Origin of the sequence: Enterobacter cloacae complex sp. 2015409 (assembly GCF_041365315.1) — a bacterium.
Classification (GTDB): domain Bacteria; phylum Pseudomonadota; class Gammaproteobacteria; order Enterobacterales; family Enterobacteriaceae; genus Enterobacter; species Enterobacter pseudoroggenkampii.
Genome location: NZ_JBFTVM010000001.1, coordinates 1,313,213 through 1,335,212, shown reverse-complemented (window position 1 = coordinate 1,335,212; position 22,000 = coordinate 1,313,213). Strand labels below are relative to the sequence as shown.

Genomic DNA, 22,000 nt, shown 5'->3' with positions numbered 1-22,000 from the left:
TCACCCTAACCCTCTCCCCAAAGGGGCGAGGGAACTGTTTCGTGTCTACGCTGTGTCCGCAAGGTGTGATGTCATGCCCCGGCAGAACGGGTTTTACTACCCGAGTAAATAAAGACAAGCGCAATCCCCAGGCAGACTACCGCCCCCAGACGACTCGTTGAAAAGGAAATGGCGGGATTACCCAGCCAGCCAAAGTGATCAATCAGCATGCTCATGGCGAGTTGGCCAAAGATCACCGCCACCGTGGCGACGGCAGTGCCGATGCGCTGTACGGCGAGTACCATAATCACGATATAGGGCACGCCGAATATCGCCCCGAGAAGCTGCCATTTCGGCACGTCCAGCAGCGTGACCACCTGCTTAGGCTCAAAGAAGAAAATGAGCAGGGCGGTCACCAGTGCGCCGACGGAAAACGTCAGAAACGCGCTTTTAAATACCCCCACGCTGCTGCCGAGCTGTCCGTTAATGGCGGCCTGAATGCTCAGCGTTGCGCCGCCGCAGACGGCCAGAAGGATCATAATCAGTGTCATACGTTACCCCTGTGCGACCAGAACCAGTGCCGCAATGATGAAAACCAGTGCAATAATGCGCTTCGCGTTTATCTTCCTGTGCGGCGAACCCAGCAGACCAAAGTGATCGATGATCAGGCTTTTAAAGACCTGCCCGGCCAGAATGCCAATCATGGTCATGGCGATGCCGATGGTGGGTGTCGCCACGGTCAGGATGACCACGTACACCGGCCCGAGCACGCCACCGAGCAGCTGCCAGCCGGGCTGTGCGAAAAATGACGGGCTGTTGCGCGGGCTGAAAAACAGCATCAGCAGAAACGTTAGCGCGGCGCCGACGCCAAAAATGCTGAACGTCGCCCACAAATCCCCGACCTTTCCCCCCAGCGGTCCCAGCAGTCCCGCTTCGACGGAGAGGCCCATCCCGCCGGCAATCACCAGTAAAATCAAAACAAACTGCATTCTTCTTCCTCCGTTTTCAGGCGAAGAAGATTACGTGGGTTGTTCAATGAGAAAAATGCCATAATGCTGGAAACACCTTTGCGAGAAATGCATTAATGGTTGACGCCAGCAACATCAACATCCGCGCGCTGCTGATCTTTATCGACGTGTATGAAGCGCAGAACTTCTCCGTCGTGGCGCGGCGGCAGGGGATATCGGCCTCGCAGATATCGCGCGTGATCCACCAGCTTGAGGACGCGCTCGGGCAGCAGCTTTTCTATCGCAATACGCGGGCCGTCATTCCCACGGAAAGCGGTCATCTGTTTGTTCGCTACGCCCGGTCGATGGCGGAAAATCTGGAAGAGGCGCGCCGGGAGCTGGACGCGCGTGCGGTGGAACCGTCCGGTGCGATCCGCATTAACGGACCGGTGTTTTTCGGCCAGAAGCACATAGCCCCAAGACTTCCCGGCCTGTCGGAACGCTATCCTCGCCTGAGCGTAGAGCTGACGCTGACCGATGATTTTATCGATCCCCACCGGGATGCGGCGGATGTTATATTTCGGATTGGCGTGCTGACGGACTCCTCGTTTCATGCGCGAGTGTTCGGGCAGCAGGTTTATCATCTGGCCGCGTCGCCGGATTACGTGCGTAAACATGGTGCACCTGACGGACCGGACGATCTGAACCGTCATCACTGTCTTGTCTATCGCGGATCGTCAGGGCCAAACCGCTGGCTCTTTCGCAGGAAGGGCGAGGCGTGGATACACTATCCCGTGACGCCATTGATGACCTCCAATAATGCGGAGGCGTTACTCGCTGCGGCGCTGGGTGGAATGGGGATCGTGCTGTTCCCGGACTGGCTGGTGAGTGAACAGCTCCAGCGCGGTGAGCTGATTCCGCTCCTGCCCGCGCTGGAGTGTGCCATCAATACGGAACAGCAGGCTATTGCGGCGATCTATCCTGATGCCCGACATCCGCCCCTGAACGTCAGGGCGGTAATTGATTATTACGTCGAGCGCTTTGGTACGCCGCTTTACTGGCAAAGGTAAGGGGATTACGCGCCAAGCTCTTTGCGGATAATCTCTGCGCCAGCGCTAAGTGCTTTCAGCTTGCCGTTAGCGACCTCACGGGAGAGGGGAGCCATACCGCAGTTGGTTGACGGATACAGCTTGTCGGCATCGACAAACTGCAGCGCTTTACGCAGCGTATCGGCCACTTCCTCCGGCGTTTCAACCGTGTTGGTTGCCACGTCAATCGCGCCAACCATCACTTTCTTGCCGCGGATCAGCTCCAGCAGATCCATCGGCACGCGGGAGTTGTGGCACTCCAGAGAGATAATGTCGATGTTAGAGGTCTGCAGCTTAGGGAAGGCCTCTTCGTACTGGCGCCACTCGGATCCGAGCGTCTTTTTCCAGTCGGTATTGGCCTTGATGCCGTAGCCGTAGCAGATGTGTACCGCGGTCTCGCACTTCAGCCCTTCAATGGCGCGCTCCAGCGCGGCAATACCCCAGTCGTTGACCTCATCAAAAAAGACGTTAAACGCCGGTTCATCAAACTGGATAATATCCACGCCTGCGGCCTCTAGCTCTCGCGCTTCCTGATTGAGGATTTTGGCGAATTCCCAGGCCAGCTTTTCGCGGCTTTTATAGTGCGCGTCGTAAAGGGTATCGATCATGGTCATCGGCCCGGGCAGGGCCCATTTGATTGGCTTGTCCGTGAGCTGGCGCAGGTATTTTGCATCGTCGACGAAGACCGGTTTCTGGCGCGCGACGGCGGAGACCACGGTCGGCACGCTGGCGTCATAGCGGTTACGAATGCGCACCGTCTGGCGGTTCTCAAAATCGACGCCGCTCAGGTGTTCAATAAAGGTGGTGACGAAGTGCTGACGGGTCTGTTCCCCGTCGCTGACGATATCGATTCCCGCACGGATCTGCTCATCCAGAGACAGGCGCAGCGCATCCTGCTTGCCCGCCAGCAGTTCCTGATCCTGCAATTTCCAGGGTGACCACAGCGTTTCAGGTTGCGCAAGCCAGGTCGGCTTAGGCAGGCTGCCAGCCGTTGAAGTCGGGAGCAATGTTTTCATAATAAGAGACCTTTTTTGATGTATTAAAGCGTGTAGTTATCAGACCACTGCTCAAGAATGTGTTTGTAAGGCTTAATGAAGTACTCTTCGGTAAATCGACCCTGTTCAATCGCCAGACGGCTTCGCTCTTCCCGGTCATACACAATTTTGGTTAAGGAGTGATCCTGCTGGTTCAGATCCGGTCGGTAGCACAGTCCGGCCGCCGAGTTGGCGTTATAAATTTCCGGGCGATAGATCTTCTGGAACGTCTCCATCGTGCTGATGGTGGCAATCAGTTCCAGATCGGTGTAGTCGCTCAGCAAATCGCCGGTAAAGAAGAACGCGAAAGGCGCCACGCTGTGTTCCGGCATGAAGTAGCGCACGCTCAGGCCCATCTTCGCGAAGTACTGCTCCGTGAGCGATTCGCCATCCGGCTGATACTCAACGCCCAGCACGGGGTGCTGATTACCGGTGCGGCGATAGGTATCTTTGCTGGAGAGGCTCAGGCAGATCACCGGTCCCTTTCTAAAGTTCTCTTTGTATTCCGGTGAGTTCACAAAGTGGTGGAAGATATTGCCGTGCAGCTCGCCAAACTTTTCCGGAATGCTGAAGTGCTGCTGGTTCTTGTTATGCTCCAGCAGCAGGACGCTGAAATCATAATCCCGCACGTAAGACGAGAAGTTATTCCCGACGATGCCAGGGAGACGCTGGTTGTTTTTCTTGTCGACAATATACGTTTGCAATATCTCAATGGCCGGGAACGGTTTTTCCGCGCCAATGTTTAAATCGACAGAGATGATTTCAAGCTCAACCGCGTAGCGATCGGCATTTGGGTTATCCCAGCGCGCTAAGGCGTTGAAGCGGTTGTTGATCATCACCAGGGTATTGCGCAGGTTCTCCTGACGTTTTTCCCCGCGGGCCAGGTTGGCAAAGTTAGTGGTCGTACGCGTATTTTCTGACGGGTTGTAATTCTCATCGAAGCAACTGCGCTTAAGGTTATATGTGAAAGCTTTGCTCATTGTGGTTATGCATCCTAAGTTCATGTTGCTAAGAAGTTACCAATGCATAATTTATGCCTGAGCCCGCGGCGCAGGGGAAGTGACTTAATTTCACTGCAACATGAGCGAACTTCATGAAGTGTAATGCGCGAGGTGTCGCTGCGCTTACCCGGCCTACGATTCTGCTAATGTCGCACTCTTTCCTCAATTCCCGCTATAATCCCCAAAATTTCCAACCGGTTTAGAAACAATCATGACAAAACTCACCTTACAAGAGCAGATGCTGAAAGCGGGCCTCGTCAGCAGCAAGAAAGCGGCGAAAGTGCAGCGTACGGCAAAGAAATCACGCGTGCAGGCGCGTGAGGCCCGTGAAGCGGTCGAAGAGAACAAGAAGGCGCAGATCGAGCGTGACAAGCTGCTGAGCGAGCAGCAGAAGCAGGCCGTGCTGGCGAAAGAGTTTAAGGCGCAGGTGAAGCAGCTAATTGAGATGAACCGCATCACCGTGGCAAAAGGCAACATCACCTTTAACTTTACCGACGGTACGCTGATTAAAAAGATTGAAGTCGATAAGCAAACGCAGACCCAGCTGATCAATGGCCGTCTGGCGATTGCGCGCCTGGTGCTCAATGCTAACGGTGACTGCGACTACGCGATCATTCCGGCAGTGGTGGCCGATAAAATTGCCCAGCGCGATGCCGACAGCATCGTGTTAAACAGCGCGCTCAGCCAGGAAGAGCAGGACGAAGACGATCCGTACGCGGACTTCAAAATCCCTGACGATTTGATGTGGTAAACCGCATTCAGAACGGGGCGGCGTGACGGGCGTTAACCGGCTCGCCGCTCACGGGATGAATAAAATTCAGCTCGCTGGCATGCAGCATCAGCCGGGGCGTTTCTTCAGCGCCCGGCACGTCAAGACCGCCATACAGATCGCAGCCTAGAATAGGGTGCCCCAGCTGCTGGCAGTGAATACGCAGCTGATGGGTTCGCCCGGTCTCCGGGATCAGTTTCACCCGCGTTAACGGTAATCCCGCCCCCTGATAAAACCGTTCCACAACCTGGTAGCGGGAGCGGGCGGGTTTACCGGTAATGGCGCAGATCGACATCAGCGGGAACAGCGCCGGGTCTTTGGCAATCGGCGCATCGATTACACCTTCGTCATTTTCCACATGTCCGCAAAGCAGGGCGCTGTAGGCTTTCTCCACGCTGCGCTGGCTGAACTGCTGGCACAGCGCCGCGTTGATGGCTTTATTGCGCGCAACCACCATCAGTCCGGACGTGCCAAAATCCAGACGGTGCACCAGCGTGCAGCCGGGGAACGTCTGAACCAGACGATAATGGACGGAATCAAGGTTTTGCGGATTTTTGCCCGAGAGGCTGAGCAGGCCGGAAGGCTTATCGATCAGCAGCAGATGCTCGTCCTGCCAGAGAATTTCGATCTCATCGAGACAAGGTGGGGCAATAAAGTTATCGACGATTACAGACATCAGGCCGCCCGGCTGGAGAGTGGGAGCGGATGATAACGAAAAGCGGGGAAAAGAAAAACCCTCCCACCGGGCGGTGAGAGGGTGAAGTCTTACGCTGCAACCAGGCTGTCGATTGCGGCTTTCGCGTCGGTTTGCGCTTTGGTCGCCACTTCCGGACCGTAAGCGATACCTTCCGCGAACACGAAGTTCACGTCAGTGATGCCGATGAAGCCGAGGAACAGGCTCAGGTATGGCGCAACCAGGTCGGTTGGGGTGTCTTTATGGATACCGCCACGGCTGGTCAGGACGATCGCACGTTTACCTTTCACCAGACCTTCCGGGCCGTTCTCGGTGTAACGGAAGGTTACGCCAGCGCGCGCTACCAGGTCGAAGTAGTTCTTCAGCTGGGTTGGGATGTTGAAGTTGTACATTGGGGCGTTGATGACGATAACGTCGTGCGCCTGCAGCTCAGCAATCAGTTCGTCGGACAGGGCCAGCGCTTCCTGCTGACGCGGAGACAGCGGTGCATCGCTTGGGCGCAGCGCGCCAACCAGCTCACCGTCCAGCACAGGAATTGGGTTTGCAGCCAGGTCACGCACGGTGATTTCGTCAGCAGAATGCTGTTCACGCCACTGTTCAACGAAGTAATCAGACAGCTGACCAGACTGAGAGTACCCTGCCAGAATGCTGGATTTCAAAACTAATACTTTGCTCATGGGTGATTCCTGTTGTTGCATTTGATTGAAGGGGGTTGCCCCGTTGCTTGTTGACACTCTATTCACAATCCTGCCACAGAGATAGCGCAATATATCGAAGCCTATGTTCGAATTTTTTGAATAAGGCGCGAAAGGCGTCAGTGTGGTACTCTATAGCAATCATTAAAAAGAGAGTTTATCAGGGCGTGTACTGCCCTTTAACGCTATGACAGAACAACAAAAATTCACCTTCCCGATGCTCCTGCAACAGCTTGATTCTCTGACGCTGCGCGACAAACAGCGCTTCGCCCGCCGTCTGCACGGCGTGAAGAAGGTTAAAAATCCTGATGCACAACAGGCCATTTACCAGGAGATGGCGAAAGAGATTGAACAGGCGGCAGGGAAAGTTGTGCTGCGCAAAGCCGCACGTCCGGCGATTACCTACCCGGAAAACCTGCCCGTCAGCCAGAAGAAACAGGACATTCTCGAGGCCGTACGCGACCACCAGGTGGTGATTGTGGCGGGGGAAACCGGTTCGGGGAAAACCACCCAGCTGCCGAAAATCTGTATGGAGCTCGGGCGCGGGCTAAAAGGCCTGATTGGCCACACCCAGCCGCGTCGTCTGGCGGCGCGCACCGTTGCCAACCGTATTGCCGAAGAGCTGCAGACGGAGCCGGGCGGCTGCATCGGCTACAAGGTGCGCTTCAGCGACCACGTTAGCGATAACACCATGGTCAAGCTGATGACCGACGGTATTCTGCTGGCGGAAATCCAGCAGGATCGCCTGCTGATGCAGTACGACACCATCATCATTGACGAAGCGCACGAGCGTAGCCTGAACATTGATTTCCTGCTCGGCTACCTGAAAGAGCTGCTGCCGCGTCGCCCGGATCTGAAAGTTATCATCACCTCCGCGACCATCGACCCGGAGCGCTTCTCGAAGCACTTCAACAATGCGCCGATTATCGAAGTCTCTGGTCGTACCTATCCGGTCGAGGTGCGCTATCGCCCGATTGTTGAAGAGGCGGATGATACCGAGCGCGACCAACTGCAGGCCATCTTCGATGCCGTCGACGAGCTGGGTAACGAAAGCGCGGGCGACATTCTGATCTTCATGAGCGGCGAGCGCGAAATTCGCGATACCGCCGATGCGCTCAGCAAGCGCGACCTGCGCCACACCGAGATCCTGCCGCTGTATGCCCGCCTGTCAAACAGCGAGCAGAACCGCGTCTTCCAGCCGCACAGCGGACGCCGCATCGTCCTGGCGACCAACGTGGCGGAAACCTCGCTCACCGTGCCGGGCATTAAATACGTGATCGATCCGGGTACGGCGCGCATCAGCCGCTACAGCTACCGCACCAAGGTCCAGCGCCTGCCGATTGAGCCCGTTTCGCAGGCGTCCGCCAACCAGCGTAAGGGCCGCTGCGGGCGCGTGTCGGAAGGGATCTGTATTCGTCTCTATTCCGAAGACGATTTCCTGTCGCGTCCGGAATTCACCGACCCGGAAATTCTGCGCACCAACCTGGCGTCCGTTATCCTGCAGATGACCGCCCTGGGGCTGGGCGACATCGCGGCGTTTCCGTTCGTCGAAGCACCGGATAAACGCAACATTCAGGACGGCGTGCGTCTGCTGGAAGAACTCGGGGCGATTACCACCGACGAGCAGGCGACGGTCTACAAGCTGACGCCGCTGGGCCGCCAGCTTAGCCAGCTGCCGGTCGACCCGCGCCTGGCCCGTATGGTGCTGGAAGCGCAAAAGCACGGCTGCGTGCGCGAGGCGATGATCATTACCTCGGCGCTCTCCATTCAGGACCCGCGCGAGCGTCCGATGGACAAACAGCAGGCGTCGGACGAAAAGCACCGTCGCTTCCACGACAAAGAGTCCGATTTCCTCGCCTTCGTGAACCTGTGGAACTATCTCGGCGAGCAGCAGAAAGCGCTCTCCTCGAACCAGTTCCGCCGCCAGTGCCGCGTGGATTTCCTCAACTACCTGCGCGTGCGCGAGTGGCAGGATATCTACACCCAGCTTCGCCAGGTGGTGAAAGAGCTGGGCATTCCGGTCAACAGCGAACCGGCGGAGTACCGCGAAATTCATATCGCGCTGCTGACCGGCCTGCTGTCCCACATTGGGATGAAGGACGCCGAAAAGCAGGAGTATACCGGCGCGCGTAACGCCCGTTTCTCCATCTTCCCCGGTTCCGGCTTGTTCAGGAAGCCGCCGAAATGGACCATGGTCGCTGAGCTGGTGGAAACCAGCCGCCTGTGGGGGCGCATTGCCGCACGTATCGATCCGGAATGGGTGGAGCCGGTGGCTCAGCACCTGCTGAAACGCTCGTACAGTGAACCGCACTGGGAGCGCGCGCAGGGCGCGGTGATGGCGACCGAGAAAGTGACCGTTTACGGCCTGCCGGTGGTCGCCGCGCGTAAGGTCAACTACAGCCAGATTGACCCTGCGCTCAGTCGCGAGCTGTTTATCCGCCACGCGCTGGTGGAGGGCGACTGGCAGACGCGCCACGCCTTCCTCCGTGAAAACCTGAAGCTGCGCGCCGAAGTGGAGGAGCTGGAGCACAAGTCCCGCCGCCGCGACATTCTGGTGGATGATGAGGCGCTGTTTGAGTTTTACGACCAGCGCATCAGTCACGATGTGATTTCCGCCCGCCACTTCGACAGCTGGTGGAAGAAGGCCAGCAAAGAGACGCCGGACCTGCTCAACTTCGAAAAGAGCATGCTGATTAAAGAGGGGGCGGAGTCGGTCAGCAAACTCGACTACCCGAACTTCTGGCATCAGGGCAACCTCAAGCTGCGTCTGACCTATCAGTTTGAGCCGGGGGCAGACGCGGACGGCGTGACCGTCCACATTCCGTTGCCGCTGTTAAACCAGGTGGACGAGAGCGGGTTCGAGTGGCAAATCCCCGGCCTGCGCCGCGAGCTGGTGATTGCGCTGATCAAATCCCTGCCGAAACCGGTGCGCCGCAACTTTGTGCCTGCGCCAAACTACGCGGAAGCGTTTTTAGGCCGCGTCACGCCGCTGGAGCTGCCGCTGCTGGACGCGCTGGAACGTGAATTCCGCCGCATGACCGGGACGACCATCGACCGCGACGACTGGAACTGGGATCAGGTGCCCGATCACCTGAAAATCAGCTTCCGCGTGGTGGACGATAAAAACAAAAAGCTGCTGGAAGGGCGTTCCCTGAGCGAGCTGAAAGAGGCGCTGAAAGGCAAAGTCCAGGAGACGCTCTCTGCGGTGGCGGACGACGGCATCGAGCAGAGCGGGCTGCACATCTGGAGCTTTGGTCAGCTTCCGGAAAGCTACGAGCAGAAGCGCGGCAACTATAAGGTTAAAGCCTGGCCTGCGCTGGTGGACGAGCGCGACAGCGTGGCGATCAGGCTGTTTGATAACCCGCAGGAGCAGCAGCAGATGATGTGGCGCGGGCTGCGTCGCCTGCTGCTGCTCAACATCCCGTCGCCGATCAAGTATCTGCACGAGAAGCTGCCGAACAAGGCCAAGCTGGGGCTCTACTTTAACCCGTACGGCAAGGTGCTGGATCTGATTGACGACTGCATCTCCTGCGGCGTGGACAAACTCATCCACGAGGCGGGCGGTCCGGTCTGGACGGAAGAGGGCTTTGCTCAGCTTCATGAAAAGGTGCGCGCGGAGCTGAACGACACCGTGGTGGAGATTGCCAAACAGGTCGAGCAGATCCTCACCGCCGTGTTCAACATCAACAAGCGCCTGAAGGGGCGCGTGGATATGACCATGGCGCTGGGGCTGTCTGACGTGAAGGCGCAGATGGCGGGACTTGTCTATCGCGGCTTTGTCACCGGCAACGGCTTCAACCGTCTGGGTGATACGCTGCGCTATCTGCAGGCGATTGAAAAACGTCTGGAGAAAATGGCGGTCGATCCGCACCGCGATCGCGCGCAGATGTTGAAAGTGGAGAGCGTGCAGCAGGCGTGGCAGCAGTGGCTCAACAAGCTGCCGCCAGCGCGCCGCGACGATGAAGACGTGCAGGCGATCCGCTGGATGATCGAAGAGCTGCGCGTCAGCTTCTTTGCCCAGCAGCTCGGTACGCCGTATCCGATTTCGGATAAACGTATTCTGCAGGCGATGGAGCAGATTTCCGTTTAAAACCCTTGCCCGGTTTTCTCCCTCTCCCTGTGGGAGAGGGCCGGGATGAGGGCATCAGCCCGCACAATTATCACCCGTTCACCATTGCCAGCGTAAACCCATCCCATCCCTTAACCCCCACCGTTTGCAGCGCGGTGGCGGTTAAGCGCGGGTTATCCCCAATCATCTCGATAAACCGCCGCACGCCCAGCACGCGCGCGTCGTCGCTTTGCCCGTTAATGACCTCGCCGTCGCGCACCACGTTATCGCCAATGATTACCGTGCCGGGACGGGAATAGTGCAGCGCCCACTCCAGATAGCCGGGATTGTTTGGCTTATCGGCATCGATAAAGATCAGGTCGAACGGTGGAACATCACCGAAATTTTCCAGCGAGCTAAGGGCCGGGCCTTCAATTAATTCAATACGTTCGTTTAGCCCCGCGAGATGAATATTCTGGCGGGCAACCCCGGCATGCGCGGGATCGGCCTCAAGCGTAATCAGCTTTCCGTCCGGCGGCAGGGCGCGCGCCATCCAGATTGAGCTGTAGGCACCCAGCGTCCCAATCTCAAGAATGCGCCTTGCCTGCGTCATGCGCACGAACAGCGCCAGCAGCTGCCCCTGATTGGCCGCGACATCGTGTTCAGGTAACCCGGCGCGTTTGTTGTTTTCCAGTACTTGATGAAGTACGTCATCGTCAGGAATAAGCGAAGAAATCATGTAATTATCTACTGCAGACCATTGTTGTTGCATAGATTGACTCCTTGGATTTTTCTCCCTCTCCCTGTGGGAGAGGGTCGGGGTGAGGGCATCAGCGCGCAAGCCGGGTTCATGCACTCTTCCAGCCGCCGCCCAGCGCTTTATACAAATCAATCTGCGCCAGCAGCAGGTTATTTTTCGCCTGCACCACGCTGGTCTGAACCGAGAACAGCGTGCGCTGCGCGTCCAGCACGTCCAGATAGGATGAATAACCGTTGCGATAGCGATTCTGCGCAATGCGCAGCGTATCCTGGGCCACATCCTGCTGGGCAAGCAGTTCCGTCAGCTGTTCCTGATAGCGACTTATCGCATCAAGGCTGTTGTTCACTTCGGCAAACGCGTTACGCACGGTTTTTTCATAGGCGTACAGCGCCTGGTTCCGCTGGGACTGAGAAATATCCACCTGCGCATTCAGCGCCTGGCGGTTCAGCAGCGGGGCGAGAATACTGCCCCCGACGCTCCAGAGCTGAAGCGGGTTGTCCAGCAGGCCTGAAAGGGTGCGATCCTGAACCGATCCGGTCGCGGTCAGGTTGATCGACGGCAGCAGGCTGGCGCGTGAGGCGGCAAGCGAGGCGTCTGCCGCCACCAGCTGGCGTTCGGCCTGAACGATATCCGGTCGACGATTCAGGAGCGTAGAAGGCAGCTGCGACGGCAGCTTCAGCGGCGTCAGCGCCGCAAAGCTTTCGCTGCGTGCCACCGCGCCGGGATTGCTTCCCAGCAGCAGGCTCAGGGCATTCTCCTGCTGTGCAATCTGGTGCTGCAGCACGGGCACCTGCGCCCGCGTTGAGCGAAGTTCGGAATCCGACTGCATCAGCTCCAGGCGCGAACTGTAGCCCGTCTCAAACTGACGTTTCGCAAGGTTAAATGCCTCTTCGCGCGATTTCAGCGTGGACTCCGTCACGCGCAGCTGTTCGTCAAGCGAGAGCAGGGTGACATAGCCGGATGCAACGGAAGACGCGACGGTCAAATCCGCGGCAGCGGCGGCGGCTTTTTGCGCCTCCAGCGAGGCTTCGGCGGCATTGGCCGTGCTGCGGTTGACGCCCCAGATATCAACGTCATAGCTCGCCGTCAGGCTCCCTCTGTACAGCGTGCCGTAGACCGGCAGCCCGGTCGCGGCGGATTGCGAACGGGCGCGCGTCCCCGCTACGCCCGCGTCAAGGGAAGGAAACAGGCTGCCGTCGGCCGCGAAGACCCGCGCCTGATACTCGTTAATTCGTTCGCGGGCGATCAGCACGTCGCTGTTATTCTTAAGCGCCCGATCCACATAGCGGTTGAGGTTGTTATCATGGAAATTGCGCCACCAGAGCTGCTCCGCCGGGCTGGCAGGGCCGGCGTCAGCACGCCACTGGGTGGGGATGTGCAGCGTCGGCTGCGCCGGTTTGACGTCGACGGACTGGCATCCAGCCAGCATCACCGCTGCCACCAGCGCGGCTATCGGGCGAAGGATCATTACTTCGCCTCCCGCGTATCAATGGTCACCTGTACCGACATACCCGGACGCAGCAGCGCGGAATCTTCTGGCTTGCCGAGCACCTCGATGCGCACCGGGATACGCTGGGCTATTTTGACAAAGTTGCCGGTGGCGTTGTCCGGCGTGATGGCGCTGAATTCAACCCCGGTTGCAGGTGAAATGCTCTCCACGCGGCCCTGATACGCTTTGTCGTTCAGGGCATCGACGGTGAATTTGACAGGCTGACCGACGCGTAGCTCCGCGAGCTGGGTCTCTTTAATATTGGCAATGACCCAGTGCTGAGGGGGCACAAGGGTGGTGAGATGGGTCCCGGCGGTCACATACGCCCCGAGACGCACGGCGATCTGGCCGAGCTGACCGTCGCGCGGAGCGATAATGCGGGTGTTTTGCAGGTCAATCTGCGCCAGCTCCAGCGCCGCTTTTGCGTTTTCGACATCCGCCTCCAGCGCACCGCGATTGACAATCACCGTCTGCAGATCCTGACGCGACATCTCAAGCGCCGCTTTAGCCTGGTCGATGTCGGCGCTACCCTGAGCGGCACTGGCCAGCGCCGCGTCGCGCTCGCGAATCGAGAGCGAGCCGTCTGACGTCAGCTCTTTCACCCGCTTTAAATCCGCCTGCGTTTTCAGGCTCTGGGCGCGGGCGTTTTTCAGCGCGGCGTCATTTTTTGCGATGACGGCTTCGGCGCTTTTACGCTGCTGCAGGTTGTTATTGAGGGCGGCAATTTTCATCGCCAGCTGTGCCTCGGCCTGATGCACGCGCTGACGATAAATGCGGTCATCAATCTGCAGCAGCAGGTCGCCTTTTTTGACCTGCACAAAGTCCTGAACCTTCACCTCGGTGATATAGCCATTCACCTGGGGGCTGATAAACGTCGTCTGGCCACGCACGTAGGCGTTATCGGTAAACTGCGCGTGGCGGGTGAACGGCGGCAGCTGCCACGCATAAAGGATTACCAGTACGCCGACAATACCGATGGCAGCGGCGGTGAAAACGGAAACAATGCGCACATTTTTGCGGGTGTTGGCCTGCTCTTTGGCGGCATCCTGCTGACTCATAAACTCTCCAGAAATATTTTAATTATTTGTTGCCGGTGGCGTTCTTCAGCGCCAGACGGGCAGTGATGCGCAGGCGCAGCAAGCGCCATAAAATCCAGACCAGCGTGGCGGCAGCGATGCTCGCCGTCAGCAGATAAGTATCGTTATAAGCCAGAATATTCGCCTCCAGCGCGGTGACCGTTTGCAGCTGCGTTATCGCCTGGGTTCCCAGCAGCGCGCTGTCGCCAATCAGGCTTTTGTACATCTGGGTATAAAGCTGGATTCGCTCGTTGACCAGCGGGTTGAGCGTGGTGAGCTGGTCCGCCAGCAGGCTGGAGTGGTACTTCTCGCGCCAGGTCTGGAAGGTGCCGAGGATCGCGGAACCCAGCAGGCCGCCGAGGTTCTGGCTCATGCCAAACATCACCGAGAAGCTGACCAGGTTACGCGGGTCGGCGATCACCCCGCCAATGGCGGCCAGCATGGCGGGCGCCAGGAAGAAGGCGCTGCCGAAGCCCAGCAGGAACTGGCTCAACATCAGCTGATCCGGCCGGGTCAGGTTGTTGGACTGGCTGTCCAGCAGCGAGGCAACAATCATCAGGGCCAGAGAGGTGATGATTGGCCACGCCAGTTTCGTCGGCTTGATGGTGAGACAGCTGGTGACGATCCCGCAGACGATCCCGGCGAAAATGGACCACGCCAGGTGGGTCATCTGCTCATTCTGTAATCCCACGTACTGCAGCCAGCCGATGACGCCGGTGTTTTGCTCTGCCAGCACGATACGGATCAGCAGCATGATCAGCCCCAGACGGACGATGCTGCCGCTCGACAGCCAGCGGGTGTTCAGCAGCGGGTTGGCACGGTTATGTTCAAAGACGATGGCAGCCACAATCAGCACCAGCGACAGCGCCAACGACCAGCCGATCCACGGCGCCTCGAACCACCAGTCAAGACGGCCTAAGGAGAGCACGGCGCAGAGCAGGGCCATACCGGGGGCCATTAAAAAGAAGGTGATGAAGTCTTTTTTCTCAAAGACCTTGCGCCGGTCGCCCGGCGGTAGTTTTAAGGCGATGACGCAGGCCAGGGAGATCAGCGCCAGCCCCAGCTCGAAGAAATAGAGCCCGCGCCACTCGTCCAGCTGCAGCAGTTCGGTCGAAAACAGGCGGGCCAGCGGGATGGCGAGTGACGATCCGGTGATGCCGATGGTCAGCGCCTTGAGGCGGTGCTTCGCCGGCCAGGCCTGGATCTGATAGTAAATCCCCAGCGAGCTGAGCGCGGCGGCCACCATCCCGTGCGCGGCGCGAACCATCAGCGCCGAGCTGAGGTCGTTCACGAACAGGTGGAAAAAGGTGACCAGCACGTACAGCACCAGAAAACCTTCCGTAAAGGCGCGCAGACCGTACTGCTGGCGGAATTTGACCAGCAGCAGGTTGATAGAGATGTTGGTCATGACGTAGACCGCGGGCAGCCAGGCGATTTCGGTCGACCAGGCCCCGAAGGTCCCCTGCAGATTTTGCAGGTTGGCGGTCACCACCGCATTCCCCAGCGCCCCCGTCAGGCAGACCAGCAGGCCCACGACGCCGTAGGCAATGCGTTTTGGCGTACTGTGTTCGGGCGTGGAGGGCGAACCCAACAGGGCGGGTTTCTCATGTGGCTGCCACTCGCGAGGAGCATAAGGGTCGCGTTCGGGCAGGCGCATAACGTCGTTTACCTTAGAAATGATTGAATAATTAGCGGGCTAGCGATTCTACGTCTGCCGCAAATGATAATTCAAGTGAATATGATTTACGCATGTTAATCAAATGGTGAAGGGGATTTTAAGGAAAAAGAGCGGCCCGATGTCGCCGTTGTGTTGAGAACCTGAAGTCGCTACCCTGAAGGGATACAGAGAAGGAGTTCATCATGGAACAGACCCATTTTCCCATCCTGCCGGATGCCACGCTGGCGGCCTTTAATACTGTCGGTGAATGGCTGGCGCAGGACGACCTGAGCGGCAGCCGCCAGCACCTGGACGTCGATGTGGTGATCCTGGCAGGGAACGCGGTGATCCCGACCATTGAGGCGGCCTGTCGAATTGCCGCGCAGAGAAACATCCCGCTTCTGATTAGCGGCGGTATTGGTCATTCAACCGCGTTTTTATATTCAGCTATCGGCAGTCATCCGCGTTATCACACCTTACAAGTCGAAGGGCGGGCGGAAGCCAGCATTCTCGCCGACATTGCGCGGGCGTTCTGGCAGATCCCCGAGGCAAATCTGTGGGTTGAGGATCAATCCACCAACTGCGGTGAAAACGCGCGCTTTAGCTGGAACATGCTGAAGCAGCACCATCGAACGACCGGGCGGGTGCTGGTGGTGCAGGATCCCACGATGCAGCGCCGCACGATGGCGACGTTTGCCCGCGTTTGTCGGGATGAGCCCGTTTCGCCGCAGTGGGTCAGCCATCCCGGGTTTACGCCGACGCTGCAAAACGGTAAAGAGGGCGTGGAGTTCAGTGAGAGCAACACCGGACTGTGGCCCGTTGACCGCTATCTTTCACTGGTTATGGGGGAACTGCCGCGCCTGTATGATGACGCCAACGGCTATGGCCCGGCCGGGCGGGATTTTATCGCCCACGTTGAATTCCCCGAGGCCGTCACCGCCGCATGGAGACAGCTGCAGCAGGATCCAGTCCTGAAGGTGGCGCGAAAAATCAGCTGAGCACGGAACAATTCCCTCGCCCCATTGGGGAGAGGGTTAGGGTGAGGGGAAAAATCACAGCGCCGCAAACTTATCCAGCGTCCGCACCAGCTGCGTCACAAAACCATATTCGTTGTCATACCACGCGACGGCTTTCACCAGCTGCAGTTCTCCCGCTTCTGACACCTCCGTCTGCGTGGCGTCAAACACCGAACCATAATGTGAGCCAATCACATCTGATGAGACAATCTCTTCATCGGTATACCCGAACGATTTATTGCCCTGCGTCGCCTTTTTCAGCGCGGCGTTGATCTCCTCAACGGTCACTCTCTTGCCCAGAATGGCCACCAGCTCGGTTACCGAACCCGTTTTAACCGGCACGCGCTGCGCGTGGCCTTTCAGTTTGCCGCTGAGAGCAGGGATAACCAGACCAATGGCTTTGGCGGCACCGGTGGTGTGGGGAATGATATTCTCTGCCGCCGCCCGCGAGGCGCGAAGATCTTTCCCGCGCGGGCCATCCACCAGCGCCTGCGTACCGGTATAGGCGTGAATGGTGGTCATGGTGCCCACTTTTATTTCAAACGCATCGTTCAGGGCTTTGGCCAGCGGGGCGAGGCAGTTGGTGGTGCAGGAGGCGACGGAGATGATGGTATCACTGGCGTCAATGGTGTCGTCATTCACGCTGTAGACGATGGTTTTCATGTCACCCGCAGGCGCGGAGATCAGCACTTTCTTCGCGCCGGCGTCCAGGTGCGCCCGTGATTTCTCTTCAGAGGTATAAAAGCCGGTGCACTCCACGACGATATCCACACCGGCGGATTTCCACGGAATGTGCTTCGCCTCTTTTTCGGCGTACACCGCAATGGTTTTACCGTCAACAATCAGCGCATCCTCGGTGAAATCCACGCTCCACGGGAAGCCACCGTAGTTGGAATCATGCCTGAGCAGGTAGGCCAGCACTTTCGGGGAGGTGAGGTCGTTGATGGCGACGACGGTATTACTGTCCTGGGTTTCAAGAAGGCGACGCAGGACAAGGCGCCCAATGCGTCCAAAGCCGTTAATGCCAATTTTACTCATGGTGTTCTCCTGTAAACGTGTCGATGCGACAGTTTGAACTCATCCAGGCTTAGACCATCACGGGCAGGGCGGCAATTGAAGATGCTTCATGCGGGGGGAAGTATTTGAAAATCCATACAGAAAAGTTAATGAATTTTTAAGGAAAGGGGATTATGTTGGAGCGGTAACTGTTTTTAATCGAGAAATCACATGCGCACTAAATATACAAGCCTGCAAATCGGCATCCACTGGCTGGTGTTTCTGTTAATCATCGTCGCCTACTGCGCCATGGAGTTCAAAGGTTTCTTCCCGCGCACCGCGCGTCCCGCGATCAACATGATCCACGTCTCATGCGGGATCGGTATTCTGGTGCTGATGGTGACGCGTCTGATGGTTCGCCTGAAGTTCCGCGCGCCCCCGATTCAGCCGAAGCCAAAAGCGATGGTGACGGGGATGTCTCATCTGGGGCATCTGGTGGTGTATCTGCTGTTTATTGCGCTGCCGCTGATTGGGATTGTGATGATGTACAACCGGGGCAGCGACTGGTTTGCCTTTGGCCTGGCGATGCCGCATGCGGCGGAGTCCAATTTTGATCTGGTGGATACGCTGAAGGCGTGGCACGAGACGCTGGCAAACCTGGGCTATTTTGTGATTGGCCTGCACGCGGCTGCGGCGCTGATGCATCACTATTTCTGGAAAGATAATACTCTTCTGCGCATGATGCCGAAAAAGCGTCAGTAGCCCTCTTGCCCGGCGGCGCTTCGCTTACGCGGCCCTACGCTCTGAATCGTAGGCCGGATAAGCGCAGCGCCACCCGGCTTGTTTTTAACCCAGCAGAGCACGCTCTTCAGCCGTTAACGCCAGCGCCTGCGTTGACCCCGTCTCCGACGACTTCACCGCCGCTTCCAGCACGGCCATGACCGCCAGTGCCTCAACAGGGTGGACAGGGTTGGTGATTTTCCCGCGTAACGCATCACGTACGTTGATGTAATACTGGCGCTGATCGCCTTTCGGGGTAGGGATCGTCTGTGGTGCACCGTCAGCCCCAAAGAACACCATACTGTCGCTGTCTTCGCCCCAGGTTTCACTGCCTGGGATCACCCCTGAGAGCAGCTGCGCTTCCTGCTGATCGATTCTGGCCTTCACCACGCTGCCTTTGTCCCCGTGGGCGGTAAAGCGCGCCGTACCGCCAGCCACCAGCATGCTGGCGTGCAGAATCACCTTATGCTCCGGGTAGTTTAAGACCACGTGCGCCCAGTCGTTAATTTCTGCGCCGTCGCGCAGCGTCGCGATATTCCCCTGAACCGACTGCGGCAGGCCAAAGAGCTGTAGCGTCTGGTCGATAAGATGTGGGCCCAGGTCAAACCACAAGCCGCTCCCGGGGACGTTCTGCTCGCGCCAGCGCACGCGCACTTCCGGGCGGAAGCGGTCAATATGCGACTCCAGGTGTTTAACCTTGCCGAGCGTGCCTTGCTCAATAATCTGCTTAATGCCGAGGAAATCGCTGTCCCAGCGGCGGTTATGGAAGACGGAGAGCAGCAGCTGCTTTTCGTCCGCCAGCGCAATCAGGTCGCGGGCTTCCTGCATGTCGAGGGTGAAAGGCTTATCCACGACCACGTGTTTACCCGAGTTCAGGGCCAGCGTCGCCAGCGGGGCGTGCGTGGCATTGGGGGAGGCAATCACCACCAGATCGATATCAGGATGCTGAATGGCCTCTTCCGGTGTCGCCACCACCTGTACGTCCGGCAGATCGCGTTTAACCTTCTCTTCATCACGAGAAGAGACCACTGCCAGCTTAATCCCGTCCACAGACTGGATCAGCGGGGCATGGAAGGTTTTACCGACAAATCCATACCCGATCAGCGCAATGTTGATTGTTTGAACGTTACTCATGACCTTCTCCACGTTAATTCGCGCACACCGTGACCTGCAGTGCGCTATGGTCCCCAAGCTCAGGCCAGGGACGATCTAAAAAGAGTTGTTGAATGCTGGATAACCCGGATACCAGATACGGCTCGCAGCGGTTAATTTTCAGGTGATCCGCGACAATCCAGTGCGCATGGCTGGCGTCGAGCATCGCGCGTTTCACCTCGGCATCCGCTTCTTTACCGGCGCTCAACCCCAGTTCGGCATGAATGGCGCATGCCCCGAGGATGGCGATATCTGCCCGATAGCGGGACAGTAAAGACAGCGTGGCGCTGCCGGCAAACAGGCGCTGCTTGTGGTCCCATTTTCCACCGAGCAGGATCAGCTCAACGTCTTCCCGGTCGCTAAAGTGCTGGGCGATATCCAGCGATGTGGTAATGACGGTGAGCGGCCCCTGAAGAAAGGTGGCGACGGCCATCACCGTGCTTCCGGCATCCAGAAACAGGGTGGAACCCGGTGGAACCCGCTGTGCGACCTGTTTACCCAGGCGCTGTTTGGTCTCTGGCAGCAGCGTATTGCGGCCCTGACGGTTCATGGCGGAGAGGTTGAGCGCGATGGCTCCGCCGTGGTTTTTCTGCGCAAGGCCCTGGTTTTCCAGGTCGGTCAGATCCCGACGGATAGTATCGGCTGAAACCTGCAGCTTTTCGGCCAGGTCGGTGATGCTGGCCTGGCCATGCTCGCTGAGGATATCCAGGACGTAGCGTTGACGAGCGGTTTTGTGCATGTGAGTACATTCCTGCAAAATGTCGCAATAGTTTGCATAATACAGCATTTTGACGCAGAGAGAAGAGGATTGTGGTCATGACGATGTACAGCGGTGTGATGATTCAGATAGGTGATTATTAAAATTTTATTAAGCAGGTATAAGGAAGCCGTTTTGAATGTTAATCACAATGTTATTGTTATGTTTTATTTAACGATTTGGGCTATGTAACCAACGTATTGTCATTGTGTGGTTTTAAATGCTGTTAAATTAAAATAATGCAGTTTTTAATTGCTTTAATTAGTTTTTTAAAAGCTTTTAATTTTAAATATACCCCTTTGGTTACTTAAATTGACATTTCTTTGAAAATCTTTGTGTCTGACCCGCTATGAAATTAACGCAAAAATGTGCACAGAAAGAATTAAGAATTTTCCTTAGATAACAGGAGGTTTATATGTTTCATCTGAAAGGAGACTTTTAGAGTTTTGTCCAGAAACCCCATGTTTTTTCTTACTTGTAACACCACATTAACATTGTGGGTGTAGTGGGCTATACCACATTTTGTTATGCTGCTAACCAGTTTAAGAAATAAGTAAATTCTTAATTGAAATAAGACGCAGGCAGATCTCATCTCCAATGGAAATGGGTATGGGGATTATTACCTAAAATTCAGCATGGTAGCTTAATAAGATATTTGTCTAATTATCTGTACCTCTTTTTGGGTATTTGCTTGAGTATCACTCAGAGTCAGGGAGATAACATGACGATATTACGAAAGCCTATGTTACGCCGATTTACAGCAGCACTGGCATTCATTTCATTAGCCATAAATACGGCGTACGCCAATAGTAGTCAGGTGGGAATTGCCCCGGTGGCAACCACAACCTTAAAAGAAAGTATTCTTTTTGCTATCGATCGCGATCCATCAATTAGTCAGCAGGCCGCGCAATTAGGTATTGGCCAGGCACAAATAGATGAAGCGCGCAGCGGCTGGATGCCACAAATATCGCTGAACGGGAGTACAGGGCATAGCCAGACCACCGATTCCAGCGGGTCACTGAAGAATTCAGCCGCCTGGGGGCTGAGCCTGACGCAGTTACTGTACGATTTTGGCAAGACCAACAACAGCATTAGCCAGTCTTCCGCCCAGCGCGATAGCTACCGCTATCAGCTGATGGGAACGCTTTCGGACGTGGCGGAAAAAACGGCGCTGAGCTATGTCGAGGTCAAACGCTATTCCGATCTGCTGCAGGCGGCAAAGGAGAACGTTCTGGCGCTTAAAAACGTTGAGCAACTGGCGAAGCTGCGCGCTGACGCGGGCGTGAGTTCGACCTCCGATGAGCTCCAGACCCGCACGCGTATTGCCGGCATGCAGGCGACGGTCGCGCAGTATCACGCCGCCTTAAACAGCGCCCGCGCAAGGCTCGCGGTATTAACCGGAATGCAGGCCGATAACTTTTCGCCTGTACCCGCAAATCTCGCGGTTGAGCCTGATTCGCTCAACCGCATTGATTATTCGCTGATACCGGCGGTTATGGCCGCGCAAAACATGGAGCGCTCTGCCCAGTATGGCGTGGAAACGGCGAAGTCCCAGCACTGGCCGACCCTAAGCCTGAAGGGCGGACGTACCCGTTATGAATCGGACAACCGTTCATACTGGGACGACCAGATACAGCTCAATATCGATGCTCCGCTGTATCAGGGGGGCGCGGTTTCCGCTCGCGTTCGGCAGGCGGAAGGCGCACGGGCCATGGCCTCCTCTCAGGTCGATCAGGCGCGTTTCGATGTTCTGCAAAAAGCCTCTGTCGCGCAGGCGGACTGGACCGGCGCACGGGGAAGAATGGAGGCCGGGAAGCAACAGCTGGAAAATGCGCTGCGCGCCCGCGATGTTTATAAAAATGAATACACCCTGAGCAAGCGGAGCATTAACGATCTGCTCAGCGTTGAGCAGGATGTCTGGCAGGCCACATCAGCGAAAATAATCGCTGAGTATGATGGCTGGAGTTCGGCAATTAATTATGCTTCCGCGGTTGATAATTTAATGCCGCTTATTGGAATAGAGAAAAACGCTACCGCAAAATTACCTGACTTGAGTTAAAAA

At 57.0% G+C, this 22,000-nt stretch carries 19 protein-coding genes; 6 read left to right on the top strand and 13 right to left on the bottom strand.

Annotation, left to right across the window (positions count from 1 at the left end):
• Positions 1–71: 71 nt before the first annotated feature.
• Positions 72–530, bottom strand: coding sequence for a DMT family transporter (locus ACDO57_RS06265; protein WP_061715214.1), 459 nt, complete (start codon positions 528–530; stop codon positions 72–74).
• 3 nt (positions 531–533) lie between these two features.
• The gene (locus tag ACDO57_RS06260) at positions 534–968 is read right to left on the bottom strand and encodes a DMT family transporter (protein ID WP_061715213.1); all 435 of its coding nucleotides are present in this window, start codon (positions 966–968) and stop codon (positions 534–536) included.
• 95 nt (positions 969–1,063) lie between these two features.
• On the opposite strand from ACDO57_RS06260, the gene ACDO57_RS06255 reads away from it, so the two are divergent.
• Entirely contained in the window at positions 1,064–1,996 is a 933-nt protein-coding gene (locus tag ACDO57_RS06255; RefSeq protein WP_370883692.1) for a LysR substrate-binding domain-containing protein, read from the top strand.
• Positions 1,997–2,001: 5 nt separating this feature from the next.
• Here the strand turns inward: ACDO57_RS06255 and ACDO57_RS06250 are convergent, their stop codons facing one another.
• Positions 2,002–3,030, bottom strand: a complete 1,029-nt coding sequence (locus ACDO57_RS06250) for a methionine synthase (protein WP_048990893.1) — start codon at positions 3,028–3,030, stop codon at positions 2,002–2,004.
• Positions 3,031–3,053: 23 nt separating this feature from the next.
• Positions 3,054–4,028, bottom strand: a complete 975-nt coding sequence (locus tag ACDO57_RS06245; RefSeq protein ID WP_370883691.1) for a DUF1852 domain-containing protein — start codon at positions 4,026–4,028, stop codon at positions 3,054–3,056.
• A 232-nt stretch (positions 4,029–4,260) separates the two neighbouring features.
• Here ACDO57_RS06245 and ACDO57_RS06240 point away from each other — a divergent pair, with 232 nt between their 5' ends.
• Entirely contained in the window at positions 4,261–4,800 is a 540-nt protein-coding gene (locus ACDO57_RS06240) for a DUF2058 domain-containing protein (RefSeq protein ID WP_008502315.1), read from the top strand.
• Positions 4,801–4,807: 7 nt separating this feature from the next.
• Here the strand turns inward: ACDO57_RS06240 and ACDO57_RS06235 are convergent, their stop codons facing one another.
• Together ACDO57_RS06235 and azoR are read right to left on the bottom strand one after the other, a co-directional pair.
• Complete coding sequence (locus ACDO57_RS06235; RefSeq protein WP_370883690.1) at positions 4,808–5,494, bottom strand: RluA family pseudouridine synthase; 687 nt, start codon at positions 5,492–5,494, stop codon at positions 4,808–4,810.
• 89 nt (positions 5,495–5,583) lie between these two features.
• A complete protein-coding gene (gene azoR / locus ACDO57_RS06230; RefSeq protein WP_008502313.1) occupies positions 5,584–6,189 on the bottom strand; it encodes an FMN-dependent NADH-azoreductase in 606 nt (201 codons plus the stop codon).
• Positions 6,190–6,394: 205 nt separating this feature from the next.
• Between azoR and hrpA the strand changes: the two genes are divergently transcribed.
• The gene (hrpA, locus tag ACDO57_RS06225) at positions 6,395–10,297 is read left to right on the top strand and encodes an ATP-dependent RNA helicase HrpA (RefSeq protein ID WP_370883689.1); all 3,903 of its coding nucleotides are present in this window, start codon (positions 6,395–6,397) and stop codon (positions 10,295–10,297) included.
• A 70-nt stretch (positions 10,298–10,367) separates the two neighbouring features.
• Here hrpA and ACDO57_RS06220 read toward each other — a convergent pair whose 3' ends face one another.
• The 4 genes from ACDO57_RS06220 to ACDO57_RS06205 all read right to left on the bottom strand — a co-directional run bounded on the left by ACDO57_RS06220 (position 10,368) and on the right by ACDO57_RS06205 (position 15,237).
• Entirely contained in the window at positions 10,368–11,027 is a 660-nt protein-coding gene (locus tag ACDO57_RS06220; RefSeq protein ID WP_370883688.1) for an O-methyltransferase, read from the bottom strand.
• Positions 11,028–11,103: 76 nt separating this feature from the next.
• Positions 11,104–12,483, bottom strand: a complete 1,380-nt coding sequence (locus tag ACDO57_RS06215; protein WP_370883687.1) for an efflux transporter outer membrane subunit — start codon at positions 12,481–12,483, stop codon at positions 11,104–11,106.
• On the bottom strand, positions 12,483–13,562 hold the full coding sequence (locus ACDO57_RS06210; RefSeq protein ID WP_290094916.1) for an HlyD family secretion protein: 1,080 nt from the start codon (positions 13,560–13,562) through the stop codon (positions 12,483–12,485). The genes ACDO57_RS06215 and ACDO57_RS06210 overlap by 1 nt, the downstream gene beginning before the upstream one ends.
• A 22-nt stretch (positions 13,563–13,584) precedes the next feature.
• Positions 13,585–15,237, bottom strand: coding sequence for an MFS transporter (locus tag ACDO57_RS06205; protein ID WP_370883686.1), 1,653 nt, complete (start codon positions 15,235–15,237; stop codon positions 13,585–13,587).
• A gap of 203 nt (positions 15,238–15,440) precedes the next feature.
• On the opposite strand from ACDO57_RS06205, the gene ACDO57_RS06200 reads away from it, so the two are divergent.
• The gene (locus tag ACDO57_RS06200; RefSeq protein WP_048990910.1) at positions 15,441–16,235 is read left to right on the top strand and encodes a YdcF family protein; all 795 of its coding nucleotides are present in this window, start codon (positions 15,441–15,443) and stop codon (positions 16,233–16,235) included.
• A gap of 54 nt (positions 16,236–16,289) precedes the next feature.
• Here ACDO57_RS06200 and gap read toward each other — a convergent pair whose 3' ends face one another.
• Positions 16,290–17,291 carry a type I glyceraldehyde-3-phosphate dehydrogenase gene (gene gap, locus ACDO57_RS06195; protein WP_048990911.1) on the bottom strand — a complete coding sequence of 334 codons (1,002 nt, stop codon included), beginning with the start codon at positions 17,289–17,291 and terminating at the stop codon, positions 16,290–16,292.
• A gap of 189 nt (positions 17,292–17,480) precedes the next feature.
• Here gap and cybB point away from each other — a divergent pair, with 189 nt between their 5' ends.
• Complete coding sequence (cybB, locus tag ACDO57_RS06190) at positions 17,481–18,011, top strand: cytochrome b561 (RefSeq protein ID WP_370883685.1); 531 nt, start codon at positions 17,481–17,483, stop codon at positions 18,009–18,011.
• 84 nt (positions 18,012–18,095) lie between these two features.
• Here cybB and ACDO57_RS06185 read toward each other — a convergent pair whose 3' ends face one another.
• Positions 18,096–19,163 carry an oxidoreductase gene (locus tag ACDO57_RS06185; protein ID WP_208763873.1) on the bottom strand — a complete coding sequence of 356 codons (1,068 nt, stop codon included), beginning with the start codon at positions 19,161–19,163 and terminating at the stop codon, positions 18,096–18,098.
• A gap of 13 nt (positions 19,164–19,176) precedes the next feature.
• The gene (locus ACDO57_RS06180; RefSeq protein ID WP_048990916.1) at positions 19,177–19,920 is read right to left on the bottom strand and encodes a DeoR/GlpR family DNA-binding transcription regulator; all 744 of its coding nucleotides are present in this window, start codon (positions 19,918–19,920) and stop codon (positions 19,177–19,179) included.
• A 739-nt stretch (positions 19,921–20,659) separates the two neighbouring features.
• Here ACDO57_RS06180 and ACDO57_RS06175 point away from each other — a divergent pair.
• Positions 20,660–21,997 (top strand): TolC family outer membrane protein, encoded by a 1,338-nt coding sequence (locus ACDO57_RS06175; RefSeq protein ID WP_370883684.1) that lies wholly within the window; start codon positions 20,660–20,662, stop codon positions 21,995–21,997.
• Positions 21,998–22,000: the final 3 nt, after the last annotated feature.